This window comes from Pseudomonas sp. S2_E02 (assembly GCF_054668355.1).
In genome coordinates this window covers 3,210,783-3,237,096 of sequence record NZ_CP162761.1, presented here as the reverse complement: position 1 = coordinate 3,237,096, position 26,314 = coordinate 3,210,783, and the positions used below count along the sequence as shown (strand labels likewise).

The window sequence follows — 26,314 nt, the reverse complement described above, 5'->3', positions numbered from 1 at the left end:
CGCTCCCACAGTTGATTGCATTTCAATCTGGGCGCGAGCCGCACGGACTTATTGAAGGAGTTGTGCCATGCAAGACTGGCAGCGTTCGGTGATCTACCAGATCTATCCGAAGAGTTTTCATAGTCACGCCGGTAACCCGACGGGTGATCTGCTCGGTATCGTCGCCAAACTCGATTACCTGAAGTGGCTGGGCGTCGACTGTTTATGGATAACGCCATTTCTGCGTTCGCCGCAACGCGATAACGGCTATGACATCAGCGATTACTACGCCATCGACCCGAGCTACGGCAGCATGGCCGACTGCGAATTGCTGATCGCCGAGGCGGGCAAGCGCGGGATCAAGCTGATGCTCGACATCGTGGTCAATCACACCTCGATCGAACACGTCTGGTTTCAACAGGCGCGCAGCAGCCTCGACAATCCTTACCGTGACTTCTACATCTGGCGTGATCAGCCGAACAACTGGGAATCCAAGTTCGGCGGTTCCGCCTGGGAGTACGAAGCCCAGACCGGTCAGTATTACCTGCACCTGTTCGACCACACCCAGGCCGACCTGAATTGGGACAATCCCAAGGTGCGCGCTGAAGTGTTCCGGATGATGCAATTCTGGCGAGACAAGGGCGTCGGCGGCTTTCGCCTGGACGTGATCAATCTGATCTCCAAGCCTGCGGACTTCCCCGAAGACGACAGCGATGGCCGACGCTTTTATACCGACGGGCCGAATGTCCACGCGTACTTGCAGCAGATGCACCGCGAAGTCTTCGAAGGGCACGACCTGATCAATGTCGGCGAGATGTCATCGACCAGCCTCGAACACTGCATTCGCTATTCGAATCCGCAGTCGAAAGAGTTGTCGATGACCTTCAACTTTCATCACCTGAAAGTCGATTATCCAAACCTGCAGAAGTGGGTGCGCGCCGACTTCGATTTCCTTCAGCTAAAGAAAATTCTGTCCGACTGGCAGACCGGCATGCAGGCGGGGGGCGGCTGGAACGCGCTGTTCTGGTGCAACCACGATCAGCCGCGCGTGGTCTCGCGCTTCGGCAACGACGGCGAGTACCGCGAATGCTCGGCGAAGATGCTCGGCACCGCACTGCACTTTCTGCAGGGCACGCCGTTCGTGTATCAGGGCGAAGAGTTGGGCATGACCAATCCGGGGTTCGAATCGATCGAGCATTATCGCGATGTCGAGACGCTCAATATTTTTCGCCTCAAGCGCGAGGCTGGCAGCAGCGATGCCGACAACATGGCAGCGATTATGCAGAAATCCCGGGATAACGGGCGCACGCCGATGCACTGGGACGCCGGGCCAAACGCCGGTTTCAGCCGTGCCGAACCGTGGATCGGAGTGCCGGCCAATGCTGCGCAGATCAACGTCGCAAACCAGCTCGACGACCCGGACTCGGTGTTGCATCACTACCGCCGTCTGATCGCGCTGCGCCGCCGCGAATCGCTGATCACCGATGGGCTGTACCAACAATTGCTGCCCGAACATCCGCAGGTCTGGGCGTATGTGCGTGAAGGTGACGCCGAGCGTTTGTTGGTGGTGAACAACTTCTATGGGACAACCTGTGAAGTGGAATTACCGGCGACGGTCATCAGTGAATCGATGAGCCAGCGCCAGTTGATCAGCAACTATCCGGACGGCCCGTTGCGCAAGCGCCAGGTGACGTTGCGACCTTACGAGTCCTTCGTCCTGCACCTGATCGATCCCTGACCTTTAACTAAAAAAACAACGTTCAGAAAACACGCAGAGCACTGCGCGGGAGATTTCTGCGCGCCGAATTCATGCAACCAGACAATAAAAACAATGGGGTGGCTTATGAAAACAACAATAAATCGCAGCCTTGCAGTCGCAGGTTTTTGCCTGGCCTTACCGCCAACGTCACAAGCGCTGGAGTTTGGCGGTTACCTGCGCAGCGGTGTCGGCACGTCAGTCAACAGCAGCGGTCAGTCGTGCTTCCAGTTACCGGGTGCGCAGACCAAATATCGCTTGGGTAACGAATGCGAGCAGTACGGCGAACTCGAGTTGCGGCAGGACCTGTACACCCTCGACGACGGTTCGGTACTGAGTGTCGACGGCATGGCCTCGCTGTATAACCGCTACGACCGCAGCCCCACGTTCAAAGACGACAATGGTTCGATCCGCTTGCCGCAGGCCTACGCACAGTGGTCGGCGATGCCCGCGCTCAACGGTGGTTCATTGTGGGCCGGACGCCGTTACTACAAGCGCAATGACATCCATATTTCCGACTTCTACTACTGGAACCAGAGCGCCACGGGGGGCGGGGTCGAAGACGTGTTGATCGGCGATCTGAAATACAGCTATGCCTTCTCGCGCAAGGACAACCTGTACCAGAAGGACTACATCAATCGGCACGACTTCAACGTCGCCGGTTTCAAGACCAATCCTGGCGGTGAGCTGGAGTTCGGCTTGAGTTATATCGACAAACCCGACAGCCGCGATGCCCACCGGGGCTGGGCGATCACCACGCAACATGTGCAGACGGATTTTCTCGGCGGCAAAAACAAACTGGCGCTGCAATACGGTGAAGGGCCGGGCACCGGGCTGGGTTATACCGGCAACGTCAAACTGGACGACAGCAACAAGAGTTACCGGATCGTCGAGTTTTTCGACTGGCAAGTGACGCCGCGTTTCGGTGGCCAGATCGCGGCGGTGTACCAGAAAGACATTCGCCCGGACGGTGTCGACCAGAACTGGATCTCCCTGGGTGTGCGTCCCGCCTATGCGCTCAGCGAACACTTCAAATTGGTCACCGAACTGGGCCACGATCAAGTCGAAGCCCCGGGTGGCACGCGCAAACTGAGCAAATTCACGTTTGCCCCGACCTGGTCGCCCAAAGGCCCGGAGTTCTGGGCGCGTCCCGAGGTGCGGCTGTATTACACGTACGCCACCTGGAACGAGGCGGCCAAACGGGCGGCCAACGAACTGGCCAAAGGCTCGGCACTCTCCGACACCGGCGCCTTCGGTAGCGCTCGCCACGGTGCGAATGTCGGATTGCAGGTCGAATACTGGTGGAAATAAGCGATGCTGATGGAGCGTCGCGCTCCATGGGCACTTCAAAGAACAAAACTGCAGGTGACGTCATGGCCACACCCCAACCATTGCAATTGCTGGCTCCCTTGTCCGGTGTCCTGATCGCGCTTGAGCAGGTGCCCGATCCGGTGTTTTCCGGGCGCGTGATCGGCGACGGTCTGTGCATCGACCCGACTTCATCGACCCTGTGTGCGCCCATGGCCGGCGTCATCAGTAACGTGCAGGCCAGCGGGCATGCCGTGAGCATCACCGATGACCATGGCGTACAAGTGTTGATGCACATTGGCCTTGATACCGTGAACCTCGGCGGACAAGGCTTCACCCGCCTGGTTGAAGAGGGGCAACGGGTTGCCGCCGGACAAGCGTTGATCGAGTTCGACGCCGATTACATTGCCCGGCATGCGCGCAGCCTGATGACATTGATGCTGGTGATTAGCGGAGAACCGTTCACCTGGCGGGTCGCGTCGAGCGGATGGGTCGAAACCGCTCAGCCGTTGCTTGAACTCGCCCGTACTCAGGCTTGTGGCGTGGATGCTGGCGCGGCAGAAGGTCAGGCCGTGTTCTCTCAAACGTTGAAACTGCCCAATCCCAACGGATTGCACGCGCGCCCGGCAGCGGTGTTCGCGCAAGCGGCAAAGGGCTTCGCGGCAAAGATTTACCTGCATAAACAGCAGGCTCAGGCCAACGCCAAATCCCTGGTGGCGATCATGGCGTTGCAGACCGCGTGCGGCGACAGCGTGCAGGTCAGCGCGGTGGGCGAAGATGCTGACGCGGCAATCGATGCGCTGACTCGATTACTGATTGAAGGCTGCGGTGAAGCGGTGACGGCGGTGGCGCCAGTCGAGCTGGTTGAAACCGAGGTTCTGACCCTGCTGCGTGGCGTCTGCGCGTCACCCGGTTCGGCGTTGGGCCAAGTGGTGCAGATCAGCGAGCCGGTGTTCGACGTCAGCGAGTTTGGCGGCGGCGCAGACGGCGAGCGCGAGGCCCTCGCCAATGCCCTGATCGAAGCCGATCTGGCCTTGCAGCATTTGCGCGACACCGCCGCTGGCGAGGCCGAGGCCGAGATCTTCAAGGCGCATCAGGAACTGCTCGAAGATCCGGGGCTGCTCGATCAGGCCCAGGCATTGATCAGCGAGGGCAAAAGCGCAGCGTTTGCCTGGCGCGCAGCCACTGAAGAAACCGCGGCGATGTTTCGCCAACTGGGCAGTGCGTTGCTGGCTGAACGGGCGGCGGACCTGACCGATGTCGGGCGCCGCGTGCTCAAGCTATTGCTGGGGATTGGCGAGCAGGCGATGGAGCTGCCGCATGGAAGCATTCTGATTGCCGATCAACTGACCCCGTCGCAGACCGCCGGCATCGATACCAGCAAGGTGCTGGGTTTTGCCACGGTCGGCGGCGGCGCAACCAGTCACGTGGCGATTCTTGCGCGCGCTTGTGGTCTGCCGTCGATCTGTGGGGTGCCGGTGCAGATGTTGGCGTTGAGCAACGGCACCCCGGTGTTGCTCGATGCCGACAAGGGCGAATTGCATGTGCGTCCCGATCCTGCGGCCGTCAGTCAATGGCAGGCGCGGCACGCGCAACAGCGTCAACGCCATGAGCATGAGTTGGCCAGTGCATCGCTCGCGGCGCGGACCCGTGACGGCCATCACGTCGAGGTGTCGGCCAACGTCGCCTCGTTAGCGGAAACCGAGCAGGCCATGGCCCTTGGCGGTGCGGGTGTCGGCCTGCTGCGTTCGGAGTTTCTCTACCTGGGCCGTAATCATGCGCCGAGCCATGACGAACAGGCTGCGACCTACAGCGCCATCGCTCGCTGCGTGGGACCTGCGCACAATCTGGTGGTGCGCACCCTTGATGTCGGTGGTGACAAACCGCTGGCCTACGTGCCGATGGACAGCGAAACCAACCCGTTCCTTGGCGTGCGCGGCATTCGTTTGTGCCTGGAGCGCCCGCAGTTATTGCGTGAGCAGTTCCGGGCCATGCTCGGCTGCTGCGAGCTGACACGTTTGCACATCATGTTGCCGATGGTCACGCAACTGTCGGAGCTGCGTCTGGCGCGGCAAATGCTCGACGAGGAAATCCTCGCGCTGGGGCTAACGCAACGGCCGAAACTGGGGATCATGATCGAGGTGCCGGCCGCGGCGCTGATGGCGGACCTGTTTGCGCCGCTGGTGGATTTTTTCTCGATCGGCACCAATGACCTGACGCAATACACCCTGGCGATGGATCGCGATCACCCGCGTCTGGCCAGTCAGGCGGACAGTTTTCATCCCTCGGTATTGCGCCTGATCGCCATGACTGTGAAGGCCGCGCACGCCCATGGCAAATGGGTCGGAGTCTGCGGGGCAATGGCCTCGGAACGTCTGGCGGTGCCGTTGTTGCTGGGGTTGGGCGTGGATGAACTGTCGGTGAGCGTGCCGATGATTGCACCGGTCAAGGCGACGGCGCGCGAACTCGAGCTGGCCGATTGTCAGATCATCGCCCAACAGGTGCTGGGGCTGGAAAGTGCCGGGCAGGTGCGCGAGGCGTTGCAGCTCTTTCACGAGGCAACCGTCGATACTTTACGGGTTCTGGAGAACTGAAGATGTTGGATAAATGGCAGAAGGCATTCTGGAAGGCCCTGACCCCGGATCTGGTGGTGGACACACCCGAAGTCCTCGCCGAGCCGAGCGCCGGATTGAGCGCCGCCATCGTCGCGGCGCTGGGCGGTGTGGATAACCTCCAGTCACAGCAACCGCTGGCGTTGACGCGGGTGCGTGTTGTATTGCGTGATGTGTCGGGTATCGATCAACAGGCGTTGAGCGCCGCCGGGGTCGCGGGCGTGATGCCCTTGGAGGATGGTGTCGTGCACCTGATTACCGGGCTGCGACCTTAAGCCGGTCAAGGGCATGCGGCCTCAGGTCGCCCTTACTGTTTCTCAACCGCAGGTGTATCGTATTCGCCTTTTGCAGGCTTTCAGGGCCTGTCGCTGATACGTGAGGTAGTTGAGTTCATGTCCTTTACCCGTCGCCAAATCCTCGGTGGCCTGGCCGGTCTTGTTGTCGTTGGCGTTGGTGCGGGGGGCGCGTCGCGGTATTGGCTGGGAAAAATGGCCGACGCCGAGGCGGGCCACGACTATGAGCTGATCGCCGCACCGCTGGACGTCGAGCTGGTGCCGGGGCACAAGACCGAGGCCTGGGCATTCGGGCCGTCGGCGCCGGGTACCGAGTTGCGGGTGCGTCAGGGTGAATGGCTGCGGGTGCGTTTCATCAACCACTTGCCGGTGGCGACGACCATTCACTGGCATGGCATTCGTCTGCCGCTGGAAATGGACGGTGTGCCGTACGTGTCGCAGCTGCCGGTGTTGCCGGGCGAGTACTTCGATTACAAATTCCGCGTGCCGGATGCCGGTAGCTACTGGTATCACCCGCATGTCAGCAGCAGCGAAGAGCTCGGGCGCGGCTTGGTCGGGCCATTGATAATCGAAGAGCGCGAGCCGACCGGTTTCAAGTACGAAAAGACTTTGAGCCTGAAAAACTGGCACATCGATGACGAAGGCAATTTCGTCGAGTTCAGTATTCCCCGTGAAGCGGCGCGTGGCGGTACGGCGGGGCGGTTGTCGACCATCAACGGCGTGCCGAACCCGGTGATCGAACTGCCGGCGGGGCAGATTACCCGCGTGCGTTTGCTCAACCTCGACAACACGTTGACTTACCGCATCAACATTCCCGGCGTCGAAGCGCAAATCTATGCGCTGGACGGCAACCCGGTCGAACCGCGGCCGCTGGGCAAGGAATACTGGCTTGGCCCGGGCATGCGTATCTGTCTGGCGATCAAGGCGCCGGCAGCGGGTGAAGAATTGTCGCTGCGCAACGGCCCGGTGCGTCTGGGCACGCTGCGTTCAGTGGCCAATAACGATGCGCCGAGCGACTGGCCGAAAGCGTTGCCGGCCAACCCGGTGGCGGAGCCGGACCTGGCCAATGCCGAGAAACTCAACTTCAATTTCGAGTGGGTCGGTTCGGTATCGGTCAACGTCGACAACGGCAGGCCGCCGAGCCTGTGGCAGATCAACGGCAAGGCCTGGGACATCACCGACAAGACCTGCGCCGACCGGCCGATTGCCAGTCTGAAACTGGGGCAGAGCTACATCTTCGAATTGAAGAACATGACCCAGTATCAGCACCCGATCCACCTGCACGGCATGAGTTTCAAGGTGATCGCGTCGAACCGGCACAAGATCATTCCGTATTTCACCGACACCTATCTGCTGGGCAAGAACGAGCGCGCGCAAGTGGCGCTGGTGGCCGATAATCCGGGGGTGTGGATGTTCCACTGCCACGTGATCGATCACATGGAAACCGGCCTGATGGCCGCCATCGAGGTGAAGTGATGCGCCAGATTCGCCCTGCGGCAATTATCGACCGCAGCCGTGATCGCGATTTCATGCGCGAAGCGCTGCTCCTCGCCGCACAAGGCGCAGCCCTCGGCGAAGTGCCGGTGGGCGCGGTGCTGGTGCAGGACGGCGAGATCATCGGTCGCGGTTTCAATTGCCCGATCAGCACCAGCGACCCGAGTGCCCACGCGGAAATGGTCGCCATTCGCGAGGCCGCGCAGGCGGTGGATAACTATCGTCTGCCGGGCAGCACGCTGTATGTGACGCTGGAGCCGTGCAGCATGTGCGCCGGTTTGATCGTGCATTCGCGGGTGGCGCGGGTGGTGTATGGCGCGCTGGAACCGAAAGCCGGGATTGTGCAGAGTCAGGGGCAGTTCTTCACTCAGGGCTTTTTGAATCACCGGGTGTTGTATGAGGGTGGGGTGTTGGCGGAGGAGTGTGGCGCGGTGTTGACCGAATTCTTTCGCGCCCGAAGAGCAAAAAGCCCCTCACCCTAACCCTCTCCCGGAGGGAGAGGGGACTGACCGGGTTGAATGGGCGATCTGCGCCGACCTGAGTTATCGAGTCGAACTCAAGTCTTGAAAAGCTCAACGATCAGCCCCCTCTCCTTGGGGGGATGGGGCTGACCGAGCTGGATGGGCCAAGTCCGTCGACCTGAGATTCCGAGTCGAACTCAAGTTTTGAAAAGCCCAAAGATCAGCTCCCTCTCCCACAGTGTGAGGGGACTGACCGGATTGGATGGGCGAGGTGCACCGACCTGAGTTATCGAGTCGAACTCAAGTTTTGAAAAGCCCAAAGATCAGCTCCCTCTCCCACAGTGAGAGGGGACTGACCGGATTGGATGGGCGAGGTGCACCGACCTGAGTTATCGAGTCGAACTCAAGTTTTGAAAAGCCCAAAGATCAGCTCCCTCTCCCACAGTGAGAGGGGACTGACCGGATTGCATGGGCGAGGTGCACCTACCTGAGTTATCGAGTCGTACTCAAGTTTTGAAAAGCTCAACGATCAGCTCCCTCTCCTTGGGGAGGGGGCTGGGGTGAGGGGTAGCCCCACCGCGGTGTTTGGGCGATTGGGTTACTTCTTGGCGACAATCACTGCGCGCATCGGCGCCGGCAATCCTTCAATCGTTTTGCTGTGATCTTCCGGATCAAGGAAATCACTCAGCGACTGATACTTCATCCACTCAGTCCCGCGCTGTTCTTCAACCGTGGTTGTGCTCACGTCCACGCAACGAATATCGGTGAACCCGGCACGGCGCAGCCACAACTCCAGCGCCGGCACCGACGGCAGGAACCACACATTACGCATCTGCGCATAACGGTCTTCCGGCACCAGCACCTGATGCTTGTCGCCTTCGACCACCAGCGTTTCCAGCACCAGTTCGCCACCCTTGACCAGGCAATCCTTCAGCGCCAGCAAATGCTCGATCGGCGAGCGACGGTGGTAGAACACGCCCATGGAAAACACCGTGTCGAAGCCTTCTAGGTTTGGCGGCAGGTCTTCGAACGGAAAGGGCAGGTGCCAGGCATTGGGTTCTGACAGATAACGCTGCACGGCCTGGAACTGGCAGAAGAACAGCCAGTTCGGGTCAACACCGATCACACTGTTCGCGCCGGCACCGAGCATGCGCCACATGTAATAACCGTTGCCGCAACCGACATCGAGGATGCGTTTGCCCTTCAAGTCGAGGTGCGGAGAGACACGCGACCACTTCCAGTCCGAACGCCATTCGGTGTCGACGTGCACCCCAAACAGATCAAACGGGCCTTTGCGCCAGGGCGACAGGCCCATCAGCGCGGTACGCATCTGCGCGCGGGTTTCCTCGTCGCAATCGGTGTCGAGTTTCAGACCGTTGAGCAGGTCGACTTCGCTCGGCTGGATTTTCGGCAGGGCATCCAGCGCACTTTGCCAGCGCTCCAGGTCGCCGTGACCTTTCTCCATTTTCTTGTCGAGTTGCGCTTGCAGGGTGTTGGCCCATTCGGCCAGCGGTGTGCCGGCCAGACGGCGGGCGAGGGGGGACAGATCAATCATGGCAAGGCAATCAACGAGGCAAAGTTAAGACACTGGAACCACGGCACGACTTTCGAGAACCCGGCGGCCAGCAGGCGTTCGCGGTGTTCTTCGAGGCTGTCGGGCTTCATGACGTTTTCGATGGCGCTGCGCTTCTGGGCGATTTCCAGTTCGCTGTAGCCGTTGGCGCGTTTGAAGGCGACATGCAGATCGGTGAGCAGCGCGTGTTCTTCGGCATCGTTGAAGCGCAGCTTCTCCGAGAGGATCAGCGCGCCGCCCGGCAGCAGCGATTGGCGAATGCGCGAGAGCAACGCCGTGCGCTGATCGGGGGCGATGAATTGCAGGGTGAAGTTCAGCGCCACCACCGAGGCGGGCTGGAAGTCGAGGGCGAGAATGTCGCCTTCGATCACTTCGACCGGCAGCAACTCCTGAAACATCGAGTCCTGACCGTTGAGGTATTCGCGGCAGCGCTCAACCATCGCTGCCGAGTTATCCACAGCGATTACCCGGCAACCGTCGGTGCGCACGTGGCGACGCAGGGCTTGAGTGACAGCGCCCAGCGATGAGCCGAGGTCGTAGAGCACGCTGTTTGGCTGAGCGAACTGCGCGGCGAGCACACCGAGGTTTTCGACGATGGTCGGGTAACCCGGCACCGAGCGCTTGATCATGTCCGGGAACACCCGCACCACGTCTTCGTTGAAGGCGAAGTCGGGTACCTGGGCCAAAGGCTTGGCGAAAATGCGATCGGGTTCTTTGCTCACGGCGGTTCCGGCGGTGTCGGTGGAAAAGGCCGGCATTTTAGCCAAAAGGGCGCGGGGATGCTTGGGTTGTCTGATAAAGCGTGGGAAAGCGGGTTTAGAAAGGCTGAATGACCAGGTTCGCTAGGCGAGCTTGGTCATTCATTATTTAACGCTGATTACCGAGGTTGCAGTAATACGATGTAAGTAGATTTGCCGGCGATTTTCAGTTCCTGACTACGCTCGTTGACACCCTTGAAATCAAAGTCGATTTGGTAATGCAGTTTCTCGGCTGTGGCCTCAATCACCTCTACATTGAACGTTCCGCTTTTTGCCGTGTATTGAAACGAGGTTGTAAAGCCGGGGATGGTACCCGTTTCAAAATAATAGGCATCATGGAAAGGGAAGCCTGGATCAGTAACAGGATAGTTGCCCGATTTAATGGTTTTATCAAATACGAGTACCAGACCTTTTTTACTGCGATGCGAATAATCTTGAGAATTTGCACGGGTCACCAGTGCAATCTGATCACTTGCCGGATCAGCATCGAACTCCACAATCTGGCTGTCGAATTTCACTCGGCCAGACACCGTTGCAAGTGTTTCAGCACTGACGGTAATGATAGGTTCCGCAGTGTTGGAAAGTGTTGCGTTTTTACTTTTGAAAAAGCTCATGAAGTTCTTCCTTGTATTACATGGGATTGGATAACGCCAACGAATACTAGGGAGAACAAAAATCATGAACTACTGTCAGAGTTGACAGGTTTTTATAATATTTCGAGATAAAAGGGCAACTATTGGCTTATAGCGTGCGCTTGAGTTGTTCCACTCTTTCGAATGACGAGGCAGTGATGCCCCATTGGCCCAGCCAGTAGCTGAGGATGATGACATACGGTGCAGCGTGAAATGGCGATACAAACCGGTCAATGCCAATCACGCTGTCGGAGAACACAAACGCCACTGCACCGCCCGCCGCCAGTAACGCCGAGCGTTTCGGCACATCGGTGCCGAGACGAGCAAGCGCGCGCCAGAGCATCGCGCTGATTGCCGTGCCATAGACAATCACCGGCACCAGCAACGGACCTAAGCCGCTGGAAATCAGCAGTCCCAGCAATACCGCGCCAACTCCGAGGGCGAGCACCAGCGGCAACACCGCCAGACGCTTGCAGTCACTCAGATAAGCCTTCAGATAAGCCAGGTGTGCGACCAGAAACGCACCGAGGCCAAACACGAAGAGGTCCCCCGGCCACGCCAGCAACACATCACCCAGCAGCGAGAAAATCAGACCCAGACTGATCCAGCGCCGATAGTCGCTGGGCGGTGCGTCATGGAGCCAGCCGAGCAGCGCCAGCACCGGCAATGGTTTGACCAACAGACACAGTAACGCCGCGTGGGTGCTGACACCGTAGAGAAACGTCACCGCGCCCATCAGCGCCAGAATCAGCCAGCCCACGATCAGTTCACCGAAATGGCGCAGTCAAAGGTTTCCACTGGCAGCACTTCCGGTGCCCATGGCTGTTGTGAGGTCAGGCGCAGACGCCCGGTGCCGGGGGCAAATGCTTGAAAGCGCCAGGTCGATACGCCCGCTGCGCCGACGACGCCGGCGTCTTCCGGATTGCTATAGACCTCGGGGCTGAGTGCACGCAATACGCCGCCAGCCGAATCCTGAATGGCCCAGCGATAGCCGGTGGTCGGGTTGCTTGGCAGCATGATGATGAGGTTTTGCCCGTTAGTCAGCCGTACGGGGCATTCGCTTTGTTTTTCCACGGTCACGTTGTGTTTCGGTTGTGTGGCGCAGGCGGCCAGCAACGAAAGGGCGAGGGGGACAAACAGGCGAGTGGGGGACATAAGGTCAGAGGCTCCGGCGTTTACGACGAACGGCGAGCATAACTGAAGATGAGACAAAGTGTGACAACGCCAAGCCCTCACCCTAACCCTCTCCCAGAGGGAGAGGGGACTGACCGAGGTGTCTTGTGTCATACATCGACCTGAAAGACCGAGTCGATTATGGATTCAGCGAAGTACTTTCAGGTCGGTGTAACTCTGCAATATTCCGCAATTAGCTCCCTCTCCCTCCGGGAGAGGGTTGGGGTGGGTAAAGACCGGGTACATCCTTTACGTTTGAGACCGGGGACATGGTTTACAGGTATCAATCATGGTCAGGAGGTGCTGACCATGCCCTGGAAACAAGAGTCTCCAATGGATCAACGAGTGAAGTTAATTAGCGATTGGCTCAGCGGCAGCTACACCAAAAGCCAATTAAGCCGGCGGTATGGCGTCAGTCGTCCAACCATCGACAAGTGGCTGGAACGGTATGCAGCGTTGGGCGTGGATGGCTTGAAAGAGCAGTCGCGTAAGCCGCTGAATTGCCCTCACCAAACTTCCGATGAAATCATCGCCAAGTTGCTGGCCAAGAAAAACGAACATCCCGATCGGGGACCCAAGCAGATCATTGGTCGCCTGCGCGATTCCGATCCGCATATCCAATGGCCGGCGGCGAGTACCGCCGGGGAGTGGTTGAAGAAAGCTGGTTTGGTGGTGGCGCGACGGCCCTATCCCCCGCGTCCCCGTGCTCCAACACATTTGCGTCCGGTCGACGCGCCCAACCAGACTTGGTGTGCTGATTACAAAGGGCAGTTCAAAATGCAGGACGGTAATTGGTGCTATCCGCTGACCATTACCGATCAGATGAGCCGCTTTTTATTCGTCTGTCGCGCTTTGCCCAGTACGCACGGAGCGCCGACGCGGGAAGGCTTCGAGTGGGCTTTTCGAGAATATGGGCTGCCGGATGTGATCCGCACTGATAATGGCGCTCCTTTTGCGTCGACAGGTCTGGCGCGACTTTCGAAGTTATCGGTTTGGTTCATCAGGCTCGGAATCCATGTCGAAACGATTACACCTGGCCGTCCCGACCAAAATGGTCGACATGAACGGATGCATCGAACGCTAAAGGCAGCAGTGCCACCGGCGGAAAACCTGGTGCGCCAGCAGCTGGCTTTTCAGGATTTCATCCAAGACTTCAACCACCACCGACCGCACACCGCGCTGGGCATGAAACCGCCGGCATCTGTCTATCGCCCGTCGATACGCGCTTATCCCGGTTACTTGCCTGCGCTTGAATACGGTTCCGATGTTGAAGTACGTAAGGTTCGGTCAAATGGGGAAATTAAATGGAAAGGACAGCTGATTTTTCTAGGAGAGGCTCTAATTGGAGAGGACATCGCGTTGAAGGAAGTGGCTGATGACGCTTGGGAACTGTACCTTTGCAGCCACTGTTTAGGCAGGCTTGAAAGAGGCGCCAAACGCGTTTCAAGCCTGTAAAGGTGTAAACGATGTCCCCGGTCTAATTTGTAAAGGATGTACCGGTCTCTACAGTGAGGGGTTTTCTGTCAGAACAATACCTTCGCTACATCGGCAAACTTCTTCGCGAAATGCACCGTAATCCCTTCCTTCAGATAATCCGGCAATTCCTCAAAATTACCCCGGTTCGGCTCCGGCAGAATCAACTCGAAAATCTTCTGCCGGCGCGCCGCAATCACCTTCTCGCGCACCCCGCCAATCGGCAGCACATGCCCGGTCAGGGTCAATTCGCCGGTCATCGCTACACCTTTCTTCGGCGGCTGATTGCGTGCGAGCGAGAGCAGGGCGCTGGCCATGGTCACGCCGGCGCTCGGGCCGTCCTTGGGTGTCGCGCCTTCCGGTACGTGCAGGTGCACGAAGGCTTCGTCGAAGAACTTCGCGTCGCCGCCGAATTGTTTCAGGTGTGAGCTGACGTAGCTGTAGGCGATCTCCGCCGACTCCTTCATCACATCACCCAGTTGCCCGGTGAGTTTGAAGCCACGGTTAAGCGTGTGAATCCGCGTAGCTTCGATCGGCAACGTCGCGCCGCCCATGCTGGTCCATGCCAGACCGGTAATCACGCCAGTACCGGACAGCACTTGTTCGTTGCGGAACACTGGATGGCCGAGTGACGCTTCGAGGTCTTTCGGCCCGAGTTTGATCACCGCTTTCGGTTCGTCGATCAGCTTCATCACCGCTTTGCGCACCAGTTTGCCCATTTGCTTTTCCAGCTGACGCACGCCGGCTTCACGGGCGTAACCGTCGATCAAGGCTTTGAGCGCGGTGTCGCTGATGCTCAGGCTGCCCTTGGACACGCCGGCCTTTTCCAGCAGTTTCGGCCACAGGTGACGCTTGGCGATGGCGACTTTTTCTTCGGTGATGTAGCCCGACAGGCGAATCACTTCCATGCGGTCGAGCAATGGGCCGGGGATCGAATCCAGAGTGTTGGCGGTGCACACGAAGAGGACTTTCGACAGGTCCATGCGCAGGTCGAGGTAATGGTCGAGGAATTCGACGTTCTGCTCCGGGTCGAGGGTTTCCAGCAGCGCCGAGGCCGGGTCGCCCTGGTAGCTCTGGCCCATCTTGTCGATCTCGTCGAGCATGATCACCGGGTTCATCACTTCGACGTCTTTCAACGCCTGCACCAGTTTGCCCGGCTGCGCGCCGATGTAGGTGCGGCGGTGGCCCTTGATCTCAGCCTCATCACGCATGCCGCCGAGGCTGAAGCGGTAGAACGGCCGACCGAGTGATTCTGCGATGGATTTACCGACGCTGGTTTTACCCACGCCTGGCGGGCCGACCAGCAACACGATGGAACCGCTGATCTCGCCTTTATAAGCACCCACGGCGAGGAATTCGAGGATGCGATCCTTGATGTCGTCGAGGCCGGCGTGGTGTTTGTCGAGGATTTTGCGCGCGTGCTTGAGGTCGAGTTTGTCCTCGCCGTAGACGCCCCACGGCACCGAGGTCGCCCAGTCGAGGTAGTTACGGGTGACCGCGTACTCGGGGGAACCGGTCTCGAGGATCGACAGCTTGTTCATTTCCTCTTCGAGGCGCTTCTGCACTTGGGCCGGCAGGACTTTGCCTTCCAGGCGCTGCTCGAACTGTTCAAGGTCGGCGCTGCGGTCGTCCTTGGTCAGGCCGAGTTCCTGCTGAATGACCTTGAGTTGTTCCTTGAGGAAGAACTCGCGCTGATGCTCGCCGATCTTGCGGTTAACTTCCGCCGAAATCTCTTTTTGCAGGCGCGCGACTTCGACTTCCTTGCGCAGCATCGGCAGGACTTTTTCCATGCGCTTGAGCATCGGCACGCAGTCGAGCACTTCTTGCAGTTCGGGGCCGGTGGCTGAGGTCAGTGCGGCGGCGAAGTCGGTCAGCGGCGACGGGTCGTTGGGGCTGAAGCGGTTGAGGTAGTTCTTCAGTTCTTCGCTGTACAGCGGGTTGAGCGGCAGCAGTTCTTTGATCGCGTTGATCAGCGCCATGCCGTAAGCCTTGACCTCGTCGGTCGGCTCGGTGGGCTGGTGTGGGTATTCGACCTCCACCAGATACGGCGGGCGGTGGTGTTTCAGCCAGGTCTTGATGCGCACTCGGCTCAGGCCTTGGGCGACGAATTGCAGTTTGCCGTTCTCGCGGCTGGCGTGGTGGACTTTGACCAGGGTGCCGTATTGCGGCAGGGCGCCGGTGTCGAAGTGGCGCGGGTCTTCCTGGGGCGTGTCCATGAAGAACAAGGCCAGGGAGTGGTGTTCGGATTTGCTGACCAGTTCGAGGGTCTCGGCCCACGGCTCTTCATTGACGATGACCGGCAGGACCTGGGCCGGGAAGAACGGGCGATTGTGGATCGGGATGATGTAGACCTTGTCCGGCAGGTTCTGGCCGGGCAGGGCGAGGCCTTTGCCGGAGGAGGTGTGTTCGATGTTTTCGGCTTCGGTGTAGTCGTCGGGGTTTTCCGGGAATTCTTGCTGGTCGCTCATGGGGCACCTGCGCAATGGAGTATGGGTCTTAGATGGGGCAGGCCTTGGGTGGTTTCAATGGGGGCAGACGTTTCTGCTTGTGTGTTCAGGGTTTTGACAGGGTTTCTCTGGACCTGGCGAACTCTGTTGTTCGGCGGAACGCCGCCCGCAGCACGCTCGCACCCAATGGGCTGCGCTATTTCGGCAGGGTGCAGAACTGTGGCATTGACGATAAAAAACCACCGGGCAGTCAGCCCGGTGGTTGTTGGCAATGCGCAGTTACACCTGACGCTTATTTCACCTCGGTCATTCTCAAATCACTGACCAGCATATCGATCAAGGTCCCCAGGTATTTGAAACGCTCATCTTTTTTCTCCCAGCGATCAATGAAAAACAAGCCGTGGTCATTGACCTGAATCGGTGTCTCAACGATGTCGTCGGACCTGGATTTATGCACCAGACGGAGCTCGCCCGTATCCGTGTTTTCGATCATGAACATCCCGGACCGGGTCAGTTTGCTGCGCTCGACGGCCGGCGTCAGGGCTGGTTTGTTCTTGCCGGCGACGGCCACGTCCAGCAGGAAATCGCTGCGCAAGGCCCGGCTATTGGTTCCGCGCTCGCTGGCCACCGCTCTCCAGGTCCCGCGATGGATATCTCTGGCCAGTTCCGGAGCGGTGTCGCGTACGTGGAGACTGACCGCCGAGAGGGTATCCGCCAGACCCGGCACACCCAGGTTGTAGTTAGTGTGGGCATTGCCGATAAGGGCCACCCACTTATGCGGCCCATTTAACAGTTGGTCGGCTTCGATCACTTGGGTGGCAAAATAGCTGAACATCTCGTTTCGCGAGATATCTTCGTCAAACACACCCTTGAGGTGGTAAGACGCCGTGCAATCGAGGGCCCTGATACGGATGTTGTACTTCGCCGCCGCCTGGAGGACCTCTGTGTAGGTATCGTTACCTTTATAAGTGGGCATTTGGCCACGGTCCTGAACGCGCAGGTAATTCTTCAGTCCGTCGGGCATGCGCTGTGTCCGAAAAAAAGTATCCAGATCGGCCTGGTGCAAATCGGTGAACAGATGTTCCACGTAGAGCGTGTCATACCCGGCTTGCTTGAGCGCCTTCATGTACTTTTTCAGCAACGCTTTGCTCGATACGTGGCTATGGGCCTCGCCGATCAGCAGGTTCAAGCGGCCGTCGGCCACCAGCCGCAAAAACTCCTCAAACTTGATGTCTGAGGTGAGTGTCGGGAGCGCGGCCGCTTCGGGGGGCGTGTAGTGAGCAAACGTGTCCCTGGCCTTTTTCTCCAGACGCTTGCGGTTGGCGATGAACGCATCGTGCGCCTGTTGTTCTTTCGGTACGGTCGGGGTATAGCGTGAGTCCATGGCTTTGTGCTGATGCAACATCCTCGCGATGTCTTCACGCATGGCGGGTGGAATATCGTATTCGCTGAAATGCTCGACAGCAGGGGCAATCGATGCTGGCCGGGAGACGGGTTGAGGCGCCTTGTACGCCGTCGGCCGCTGCACACGATAATCGCCCTTGGCGGCCGAATCCCCGGGGATTGCCCCGGCTGAATCGAGGCTGATGCGCGCCGCCTGATCCTGTGCGACATCTTCCACGCGCACGGCGACAGCCGCGTGCAGGTCGGCCAGGCCGGGGGTGTTGTCGAAGGTGCTCATGCGTGATTGTTCGGTGAGGACCACCCAGCGCTCCTCAGGCGCATCGGCGATATCGACGGCCAGCGTCTTGTGCGAATAGAAATTCCTGATGCTGTTGCTGCGAGGGGTCAATGGCGAGACGTCGTCCAGTACCATCACTCCTTCCAGTTGATAGCTGGTCGACGCATCCAGCGCATGGATTTTCAGACCCTTTTCGCGCGCTGCACGCACCAGTGCCAGATAAGAGAATGGCGCTTTTTTCTCATACCCCAGCGCAAGGTCGACGGCTTTAAGATGTTTTTCGATGTGTTTCCAGGTTCCGCCCTTATTCAGTTTTTCCAGCTTGATTTTGAAGACATCGCCCGCCAGGTATTCCACGTAAAGTCGCTTGAAACCGTTGCTCACGAGTTCATCCACACCCTCGATCAGCAACTGTTTGCTGGCGATCGAGCCGGGCTGGGCGCCGATCACCAGATTTTTTCCTTTGACGGCGTCGCTCGCCAGTAACTGGGCAAACGACAGGTCGTCGGCGACTGGCGGGACTTCGGCGCGGGCTGGCAACGGGGCAAGTTCGGCGAAATGCGCGGTGGCGTCGGTGCTGAGCTTTTCGACCTGCTTCAGGTAAGCGGTGCGCGTCGGGACGAGACTTTCCAAAAAACCGAAAAGGTACAATTGGGGATCGGTGCCGATGAAGTCCTGACTGTTTTTGAGGATGTTCTCCCGGATTTGCGGGTTCATCACCATTTCGATGCGATCGTGGTATTTGGACTTCACACCATAGACCTTGTCCGGGCCGGGTGTCTCTGGCACGACCTCGTACTCGAGCGCACCGCCGGCCAAACCACTGCGCACCAACTTTCCGTCTGCGTTGCGCACGGTCAGGATTGTGCTCGAGGTGAGTTCGCCGGAATCCGGATTGGCTCGGTAAAGCAAAAAGCGACCGCTGGAGTCAGGATCTTTGTCGATATAGAACAGCTCATTTCTGTACACCACCGGACTCATTTCATTCCGCTTGGGGCCAGGTGTTACTTGATCGATCACGGTCATGACATCGCGTTGTTCGTTGCTGGCACTGACGAGGCTCTGCCGCACAGGCCGGCGCACGGGCTTGAGCGAACGCAGCGCCGGACGCAGGTCGGTCAGCACCGCGCCGGCACTGTTGAACAGATAACCGAGCAGATGCTGGAACGCTTCGCCGTGGTCACCCTGACGGTACGCATGCAGGGCGAGCATGGCGTCCTTGAAAGCCAGTAACAGGCCGGTGCTCAGGCTCAGCAGCGGGAACGGCGCCGTGGCAATGGCGGCGATCCATTCGACACTGGTCCAGACCAGACCGGCGATCATCTCGGCACGGCTGGTGGTGGTGGCGTTAACGTCGTCGATACGACGTTGCAGCCTCATGTCGTAAAGGACAGTGCGCAGGTCACTGACCGCCGCGACTGCGCGGGTCGAGTCGTAACGTGCAGGGCTGGGCGTGGTTTTATTGAGGTCTTTGGGCAGCCCTTTCTTGATGTTTTCAAGGTATGTGCGAACCCGGGTCCGGGCGCTGACGTCGACGCGCAACGTCAGGTATTCGAGCATGCCGGACTGCTGTTGAAGCAGGTAATTGAACAGCCGCGCTTCGCGGAAAGCGACGCCGTCGGGCGCCTCCGGGGTGTAGAGCAGAACCGGGTTGGCACCATGGCTGAACAGCCACGCGTCGAGCACCCATTCGCCGTCGATCATCAAACGGTGGAGTGGATAGGTCGTGCGCGTGGCGCCGGAAGTTTCAGCCATGCTGTCGATACTCTGCTCCAGCCATTGCAGATCATGGCTGGCGATATGGCCCTGCAGCTGGCATTCCAGCGCGGCGCTTTTCATCTGGCGCTGGGTAATGGCCAGGGTCGTGTTGCGCCGCAAGTCATAGCCTTCGCTCGTCGAACTTTGCAGTTCAGCCTTGACCTTGTCGATGTAGCGCTGGCCGATCCACACACCGGTGACCGAGCGCGCGACATTCTGTGCGGTCAGGTTGCTGAGGTCGATGCCCTGCGGGCCTCTGAAGCGCGCCGAGCGGGAAAATTTTTCATCGAGAAAACCGACGCCGTCGGCGTAGCCATCGCGATACAGCGTGGTGTAGTTCAGCGGTTTTGGCGTCCACGAGCGCACGATGGCGGTCGGCGAGTAAGCCCAGACGGTATCCGGATCGACATCGTTGGTGGTGCGCTTGAGCAAGCGGTTCAAGCTGATTTTGGCTTGCTCGTGCACGTAGTCATCAAACGCCGGAAAGCTGCTGCCCGACAAGGCATGCTTGTTGAACGCGCGCAAGGCGCCTTCGGCGTCTTCACTCAGGGTCGTCAGCTTTCGGCGGTTGGCAGCCGTGGTGGAGCGATACCACAGCGGTGTACAGAAATCGTAGTCGTCGATCCGTGTGGCGAGCACATGTTCAGCCATCGTGCGCAGGCAATCGGGATGACTGCCGGTGTGAGCGAACGTGACCTTTTGATGCTCCAGCGCCTCAGGTTTGAAACTCAGCCCGGCCAATACGTGGCGCAGCTTTGTGCGAAAGCGCATGGGCGCACGGCTGATCAGGTAGCCGGCCATGCTGTCGGCGGCATCACTGTGTTTGGCCCAGCCCAGCAGGTGGGTCTGGCATTCGCGCTCACTGTCGAAGGCCTGGAATTGTTGCGTTCGCGGCGCCTGTGGTGTGCACAGCAACAACCGTTTGAGCGCGCCGCGGTCATCGTTCTGGCGCAACACCCACAAATCCTGCAACTGGGCGCCGTGCAGCGACAGGGTGGCGGCGCGCAGGCGCGCATCGCTACCGTCACGCAGGCGCTGGATCAGTTGCAGGTCACTGTCGAGCAAGTGCCCCTGCAGCACCGCCGTGTGAGCGAGGGCGACGATACGTTTGTCGAGCATCTGCTCAATGGCGGGTTTGATTGCGGGCCTGGCCTGCAGCTCATTTTGCAAGTGATTGAAGTCAATCCGAGGCTGCAGCTCCACGGCTTGCCTGATCAGCCACGCCGGCGTCACGTCCGCGTAGGCTGGCGGCAAAGGCGCGTCATCGTAGGTGAGGGTGGTGTACTTCAAAAACTCCGAGCCCGGTAATTCATCGCCGGTGTGCGGGCCGCGCAAGGACAGCTCGAGCAGGCTGGATTGATGCACATAAACGCCGTAGCCCGGCACTCGGCGATCGGTCGCAAGGCTTAACTTTGCCGGCTCGAGGTCGTCGATTTCCAGGTCTTCGCTCAGGCGCTCCAGCCATTGTTGGCGGGCCAGTGCCGTCAGACTGCCGGCCGGCTCCATCAAGTCGAGCAGGTCTTGCCGCGCCTGCTGGTAGTTGCGCAGATGCTGCGCCAGTGCGTCTCTTTGCGCGGTGCTGGCGCTTCGAAACCAGTCCGGTGCGCTGTAGCGCAGGTGGCGCTCGAACAAGGTTTGCGCGCGTAATTCCAGACGCGACGTGAGATCCGGCAGGGCGGCGGCAATGGCGTGGTCCAGCGCGGTGAGCAATTGCCTGGGGTCTTGCTGTGGGTTTTCGGCGAAGCTCAAGGCGCGCTCGATATCCTGCGTGCGTTTTTCGATCAGCGCGTCGTAGGTGTGTTCGAACAACGGTCTGCTGTCGATTGGCGCGAGCAGCAGCGGCCAGATCCCTGCTGCGCCGACGGCGTGATAGCGCGTCGGCAGCATGGACATGAACTCCTTGCTACCGCTGGCCTGGTTCAGCAATGTGCGCAGTTGGTTGTCGAGATCAGCAAGGGAGTTGAAGAATTCGATGCCTCTTGCGGGGGTAAACAGCAGGGCGAAACCCATGCTCTGGTCGGTCAGCAGGTCCTTGACTCGGCGAGTGTCCTTTTCCGTGACCACAAAGGCGCCGGCCAGCTCAACGGTGGTGTCTTGATAGCTGAACTGCAGCGCGTACATGGCCGGACGCAGCATCGGCACCGCATCGAGTTTTTGCAGCAGTTCGCCGGCTTGCGGGTGCAGCAAGCGGTCGGTGACGGCCTGTCTGGCTTCGTGGCCGATGGCGGTGAAGCCTGCGTCATATTTGAGGAAGGTTTTCGCCGGTTTATCGTCGATCCGGTCGCGTTGATCCATGTTGATCAGTTGAGTGGCCAGCCTGACTTTCAGGGTGGCGATCAGTTGTTTGCCTTCGTCGCTTTGCAGATCGCTGTTTTCCAGCGCCTGATACAGCTCGCGGCTGCGTTGCAGGTAGCTGGTGCGATAGGTTTTCAGTTGTTCGTCGAGGCGTTTCAGAAAGGCCTGTTCGGTACTCGGTTTTTGTTCGGGAAGCAGCGGGGTTGATGTATTGAACAGGTGATGGGCGATCGCGTTGAGATCGTTTTTGACCTCTTCGGAGGTGGGGGTTATGGCGAGGTTCATGGGCATTTTTTCCATGCTGAGGGTGAGCGGCCAGCATGGCGAGGGGCAGTGGGAGGCGGGTGGTATATATGTATAGGGGGGTTATTGGTCTGTCGATGTAGAGCTTGGGTTCGACTCGGTATTTCACGTCGGCATGCGTCTGCCCTACACCTGTGACGGAACGGCAGACGCACGTTTAACCTGACGAGTGAAATCCTGACCTGTTTGTTAGACAGGGTAAGTCAGCTCTTGGAGAAAAAAGTATCCGCTACCGGTGAGTTCACGTGTTTCATCACCGTGGCGTGCCTTACCGGAAAGTTGCAAATTATCGAGGGAGTATAAGTACAGGCCGCTATTGAGTTGACTTACAGAAATGTCGGAAGAGGATGTCACTTCATAGTCATAAAGCTGAATACCTCGTTCGGTCACGACATTTTCAAGGTAGCCAGCGATTGCAGGGTCCAGCAGCTTGCGAAGCGAGATGGAGATGGTTCGTTGGCTCGATGAACCGTGGTTATCTTCGAAAGAAAAATTGTAACCGCCGAGCTCGTTGAAAGAGGTGGAAATGCTGGTTGTCGCGAAGCTGGTCAGATTAACCGGCGTACCGCCAATGGTGCCTTTTACATTAACGTTGAGAATACCGTTTACCCAAACTGCTGGGGATGCCTTTGGATGGGTCATGGGGTGCTTCCTGTGCCTGATCTTGGTTGGAGAAGGAAGTCTGATTGGGCGGGTGAAGACAGTGAACTGTCATATCTGACAGGTTTTTATACGTGTTCGCGATGAGCCTTCTTGATAGGAGTTATATAGCAGGCACAGTGTTGATCAAGTGCGGGGCAGGCTTGCTCGCGAAAGCGCTGTGTCAGTCAGTCCAACTGCCGAATGCGCTGACACCTTCGCGAGCAGGCTCGCTCCCACAGAGGGTTAGCTGTGTGTTGGGGATTGGCGGATTTCGTGGTTATCCAGCACGCGGTTCACGGCCAGCTCGGCGAGCATGATGATTTGCTGGATGGCCAGAATCGTGCGCCGCTGCGGCAGGTCGATGTAGGCGGCGATGTCGCTGGTCATGAGGCTGGCCTGGGCCAGCGATTCGCAGGCGTGGACCAGCAGGCTTTCGCTGTCCTGTTCGGGGGCGACCTGGAACATGGTGCTGGGTTTGTGAAAGCGCAGGGTCAAGGCGTTGGGTTTGAGGTAGTGGTCGAGCGCGCGTTCGGCGGCTTCGTGGAAGCGCTTCGAGCCGGGGAATTCGTAGGGGGTGGTGTCTTCGGTTTCAGGTGGATTGGGTGTTGGCTTTTTCATTTGTTACTCCTCAGGAATTGGACCATTCCTCTAATTGCCGCGACGCAAAAAGAGGGGTGGCAGCTGTACGCGGGTTCGCGGACCGACCTGAGGCATTCGGCATACCCGAAGGTATCCCGCGTACAGCCACCATAAAGCAAGCACTTGGGGTGCTGCTGTTAAGCGGTGGCAATTATGCCCCAGAAGTCGGGCCGCGACGCCCGTTCGCTGAATTTGCAGCGACCCCCCGAGCCTATCCAGCCGATTTCCGAGGCACAACCGACGCGACTTGTCGGAAAACTCCGCACAATTTTCAACGTCTGTAGGACGAGCACCTTTCTCACGGATAAACACTTTTCAACCTGTGGGAGCGAGCCTGCTCGCGAAAGCGGTGTGTCAGGCACCGTAGATGTTGAATGTGCTGACGCCTTCGCGAGCAGGCTCGCTCCCACAGGGTTCTCCGGTGGATTCAAAATGGGTGTGCACAAAAAAAGGCGATGTCCCTTGCGGGGCATCGCCTTTCATTTACCGCCGTTAAAGCTTATTCCGGCAGTTTGTAGGCAATGATGTAATCGCCCATCTTGGTGCCCAGCGAGCCGTGACCGCCGACAACCAGCAGCACGTATTGCTTGCCGTCCTTACCGGTGTAGGTCATCGGGGTCGCTTGACCACCCGCCGGCAGACGCGATTTCCACAGCTCTTTACCGCTGTTCACGTCGTACGCGCGCAGGTACTGGTCGAGGGTGCCGCTGAGGAAGCCGACGCCGCCAGCCGTGACCATCGAACCGCCCATGCTTGGGACGCCGAGGGTGAAGCCGATCGGGATGGGCGAACTGTCGCGGCTGGTGCCGTTTTTACGTTTCCACACGACTTTGCCGGTGGTCAGGTCGATACCGGCGACGTAGCCCCAGGCCGGGGCCTGGCACGGTACGCCGAATGGCGACATGAACGGGTGCATGATCACCGCGTATGGCGCGCCGGTGTTTGGCTGCACACCAGCGGTTTCGCTTTCGCGTTTGCTGCCGGCGGCGACTTGCTCGCGTGGCACCATTTTCGAAACGAAGGCCATGTAGTTCGGGCTGGTGAACAGCATCTGGCGAACCGGGTCGACCGAGACGCCGCCCCAGTTGAACACGCCAACGTTACCCGGATAGATCAGGCTGCCCTGTTCCGACGGCGGGGTGTACTGGCCTTCATAACGCAGTTCCTTGAACTGGATGCGGCACAGCATCTGGTCGAACGGGCTCGCGCCCCACATGGCTTTTTCGGTCAGTTCCGGAGCCAGCAGGTTGAGGTCCGAACGGGCCTGGGTCGGTGCGGTGTGGTCGCCTTTGACGGCGCCTTGCGGGACCGGGATTTCCTTGATCGGAATGATCGGCGTGCCGTCACGACGGTCGAGGACGTACAGGCTGCCCTGTTTGGTCGGAGCGATCAGCGCCGGTTTCACGCCGTCGGCGGTTTTCATGTCGAGCAGGGTTGGCTGGCTGCCAACGTCCATGTCCCACAGGTCGTGGTGGGTGAACTGGTAGTTCCAGCGCACTTTACCGGTGGCCAGGTCCAGAGCAACTACACCGGCGCTGAATTTCTCGGCGCCCGGGGTGCGGTCAGCGCCCCACTGGTCTGGAGTCTGGTTGCCCAGTGGCAGGTAAACCATGCCGAGTTTTTCGTCGACACTGGCCAGCGACCACATGTTCGCGGAGTTGCGGCTGTAGGTTTCGCCCGGTGCCAAAGGCTCGGTGGCGTCTGGCTTGTCGCTGTCCCAGTTCCACACAAGGTGACCGTCGCGCACGTCGAAAGCGCGGATCACGCCCGATGGCTCGTTGGTCGATTCGTTGTCGGTCACGTGACCGCCCATGATCACCAGATCACGGGTAATCGCCGCTGGCGAGGTGGAGTAGTAGCCGCCAGCGGTGAATGGGCCGATGCCTTGGGTCAGGTCAACCACGCCGTTTTTGCCGAAGCCTTCGCAGATCTTGCCGGTGTCGGCGTTCAGGGCGATCAGGCGGGCATCAGCGGTTGGCAGGTAGAGACGACGCGGGCAAGCCTGCGCAACGGCTTTGCCAGCCTCGGAAATCACCGCCGAGGCAGCGTTTTCAGTTTTCGCGTAAGCGGCTTCGTCGTAGTACGACACGCCACGGCAAGTCATGTGGGCGAAGCCTTTGAAGCCGACCGGGCTCTTGATCTGTGGGTCGAAGCGCCACAGTTCTTTGCCGGTGTCCGGGTCCAGGGCCAACACTTTGCTGTGCGCGGTGCACGCATAGATCATGCCGTTGGCTTTCAGCGGAGTGTTTTCGTTGGTCAGCTCGACCGGGTCATCAGCGGTCGGCAAGTCGCCGGTCTGGATGCGCCAGGCTTCTTGCAGTTTGCCGACGTTGGCCGGGGTGATCTGCTTCAGCGGCGAGTAGCGGTCACCGAATTCGGTGCGGCCGTAGGCCTGCCAGTCGCCATCGGGCATGGCTGGCGCGGTGCTGGTGGTGTCCGCGGTGTCGCGGCCCAGTTCGCCGAAGGTTTCGCCCGGGTGGGTGAACAGGCTGGCCAGAGCGGTGACGCCGGCCAGCACCACAGCGACGGTCAGACCGCCAGTGCCCATTGGCGCCGGGCCGTTAAGCAGCAGCGGACGACGGAACCACGGCAGCAGCATGACGAAACCGAGGACAAACCACAGCGCCAGACGTGGCACCAGTTGCCACCAGTCCAGACCGACTTCCCACAGCGCCCAAACGGTGCTGGCAAACAAGACGATGGCGTACAGGCCCAGCGCCGCGCGACGGCGCATCAGCATCAGAATGCCGGACAGCGCGATACCGATACCGGCCAGCAGGTAGTACAGCGAGCCGCCGAGCATGCTCAGCTTGACCCCACCGGCCAACATGGCCAGGCCCATCAGTAGAAGCAGAATGCCGAGCAGGCTCGGTAGCAGACGGCCCCGACTCGAAGCACTTACGGTGCTCATAGTGTGATTCTCCGTGACGTTTATGTAGTCCCGCGCTGTAGTCACTTTAGATGACGATTTGGCACAGGCATGGTTCAGATAAAAACTTGTTTAGCTAACGAATTTCTTTTTTGTAGGAGTGAGCCT

Annotated in this window: 17 protein-coding genes; 7 read left to right on the top strand and 10 right to left on the bottom strand. The window is 59.2% G+C overall.

The genetic code is table 11. The features are described 5' to 3' along the window. The first annotated feature begins 67 nt into the window (after nt 1-67). The 6 genes from treC to tadA all read left to right on the top strand — a co-directional run bounded on the left by treC (nt 68) and on the right by tadA (nt 7,924). Nucleotides 68-1,717, top strand: a complete 1,650-nt coding sequence (treC, locus tag AB4O01_RS14420; protein WP_460092177.1) for an alpha,alpha-phosphotrehalase — start codon at nt 68-70, stop codon at nt 1,715-1,717. 105 nt (nt 1,718-1,822) lie between these two features. Beyond that, nucleotides 1,823-3,046, top strand: coding sequence for a maltoporin (locus AB4O01_RS14415; RefSeq protein ID WP_116255140.1), 1,224 nt, complete (start codon nt 1,823-1,825; stop codon nt 3,044-3,046). A 62-nt stretch (nt 3,047-3,108) separates the two neighbouring features. Further along, a complete protein-coding gene (ptsP, locus tag AB4O01_RS14410; protein WP_460092175.1) occupies nt 3,109-5,637 on the top strand; it encodes a phosphoenolpyruvate--protein phosphotransferase in 2,529 nt (842 codons plus the stop codon). 2 nt (nt 5,638-5,639) lie between these two features. Continuing rightward, entirely contained in the window at nt 5,640-5,930 is a 291-nt protein-coding gene (locus AB4O01_RS14405; RefSeq protein ID WP_460092173.1) for a PTS transporter subunit EIIB, read from the top strand. 117 nt (nt 5,931-6,047) lie between these two features. Next, nucleotides 6,048-7,424: a multicopper oxidase family protein gene (locus AB4O01_RS14400; RefSeq protein WP_460092172.1), complete on the top strand. Its 1,377-nt coding sequence runs from the start codon at nt 6,048-6,050 to the stop codon at nt 7,422-7,424. After that, nucleotides 7,424-7,924 carry a tRNA adenosine(34) deaminase TadA gene (gene tadA / locus AB4O01_RS14395; RefSeq protein ID WP_095048334.1) on the top strand — a complete coding sequence of 167 codons (501 nt, stop codon included), beginning with the start codon at nt 7,424-7,426 and terminating at the stop codon, nt 7,922-7,924. The genes AB4O01_RS14400 and tadA overlap by 1 nt, the downstream gene beginning before the upstream one ends. Before the next feature lie 577 nt (nt 7,925-8,501). On the opposite strand, the gene cmoB is transcribed toward tadA, so the two are convergent. The 5 genes from cmoB to AB4O01_RS14370 all read right to left on the bottom strand — a co-directional run bounded on the left by cmoB (nt 8,502) and on the right by AB4O01_RS14370 (nt 12,021). Continuing rightward, entirely contained in the window at nt 8,502-9,458 is a 957-nt protein-coding gene (gene cmoB, locus AB4O01_RS14390) for a tRNA 5-methoxyuridine(34)/uridine 5-oxyacetic acid(34) synthase CmoB (RefSeq protein ID WP_460092169.1), read from the bottom strand. Next, a complete protein-coding gene (gene cmoA, locus AB4O01_RS14385) occupies nt 9,455-10,234 on the bottom strand; it encodes a carboxy-S-adenosyl-L-methionine synthase CmoA (protein WP_175559565.1) in 780 nt (259 codons plus the stop codon). Before cmoA ends, cmoB begins: the two co-directional genes overlap by 4 nt. A gap of 119 nt (nt 10,235-10,353) precedes the next feature. Then, nucleotides 10,354-10,848: a hypothetical protein gene (locus AB4O01_RS14380; protein WP_460092167.1), complete on the bottom strand. Its 495-nt coding sequence runs from the start codon at nt 10,846-10,848 to the stop codon at nt 10,354-10,356. A 127-nt stretch (nt 10,849-10,975) separates the two neighbouring features. Continuing rightward, on the bottom strand, nt 10,976-11,626 hold the full coding sequence (locus AB4O01_RS14375) for a lysoplasmalogenase (RefSeq protein ID WP_460092165.1): 651 nt from the start codon (nt 11,624-11,626) through the stop codon (nt 10,976-10,978). 2 nt (nt 11,627-11,628) lie between these two features. Next, nucleotides 11,629-12,021 (bottom strand): protease inhibitor I42 family protein, encoded by a 393-nt coding sequence (locus AB4O01_RS14370; RefSeq protein ID WP_093430626.1) that lies wholly within the window; start codon nt 12,019-12,021, stop codon nt 11,629-11,631. A 327-nt stretch (nt 12,022-12,348) separates the two neighbouring features. On the opposite strand from AB4O01_RS14370, the gene AB4O01_RS14365 reads away from it, so the two are divergent. Next, on the top strand, nt 12,349-13,494 hold the full coding sequence (locus AB4O01_RS14365) for an integrase core domain-containing protein (protein WP_116256756.1): 1,146 nt from the start codon (nt 12,349-12,351) through the stop codon (nt 13,492-13,494). 68 nt (nt 13,495-13,562) lie between these two features. On the opposite strand, the gene lon is transcribed toward AB4O01_RS14365, so the two are convergent. The 5 genes from lon to AB4O01_RS14340 all read right to left on the bottom strand — a co-directional run bounded on the left by lon (nt 13,563) and on the right by AB4O01_RS14340 (nt 26,188). Continuing rightward, on the bottom strand, nt 13,563-15,980 hold the full coding sequence (gene lon, locus AB4O01_RS14360; RefSeq protein ID WP_460092163.1) for an endopeptidase La: 2,418 nt from the start codon (nt 15,978-15,980) through the stop codon (nt 13,563-13,565). 271 nt (nt 15,981-16,251) lie between these two features. Continuing rightward, nucleotides 16,252-21,978, bottom strand: coding sequence for a membrane-targeted effector domain-containing toxin (locus tag AB4O01_RS14355; protein WP_460092162.1), 5,727 nt, complete (start codon nt 21,976-21,978; stop codon nt 16,252-16,254). Between the two features lie 207 nt (nt 21,979-22,185). Beyond that, a complete protein-coding gene (locus AB4O01_RS14350; protein ID WP_460092160.1) occupies nt 22,186-22,638 on the bottom strand; it encodes a hypothetical protein in 453 nt (150 codons plus the stop codon). A 243-nt stretch (nt 22,639-22,881) separates the two neighbouring features. Then, complete coding sequence (locus AB4O01_RS14345; RefSeq protein ID WP_093430622.1) at nt 22,882-23,256, bottom strand: DUF6124 family protein; 375 nt, start codon at nt 23,254-23,256, stop codon at nt 22,882-22,884. A gap of 520 nt (nt 23,257-23,776) precedes the next feature. Continuing rightward, entirely contained in the window at nt 23,777-26,188 is a 2,412-nt protein-coding gene (locus AB4O01_RS14340) for a glucose/quinate/shikimate family membrane-bound PQQ-dependent dehydrogenase (protein ID WP_460092159.1), read from the bottom strand. Between the last annotated feature and the right edge of the window lie 126 nt (nt 26,189-26,314).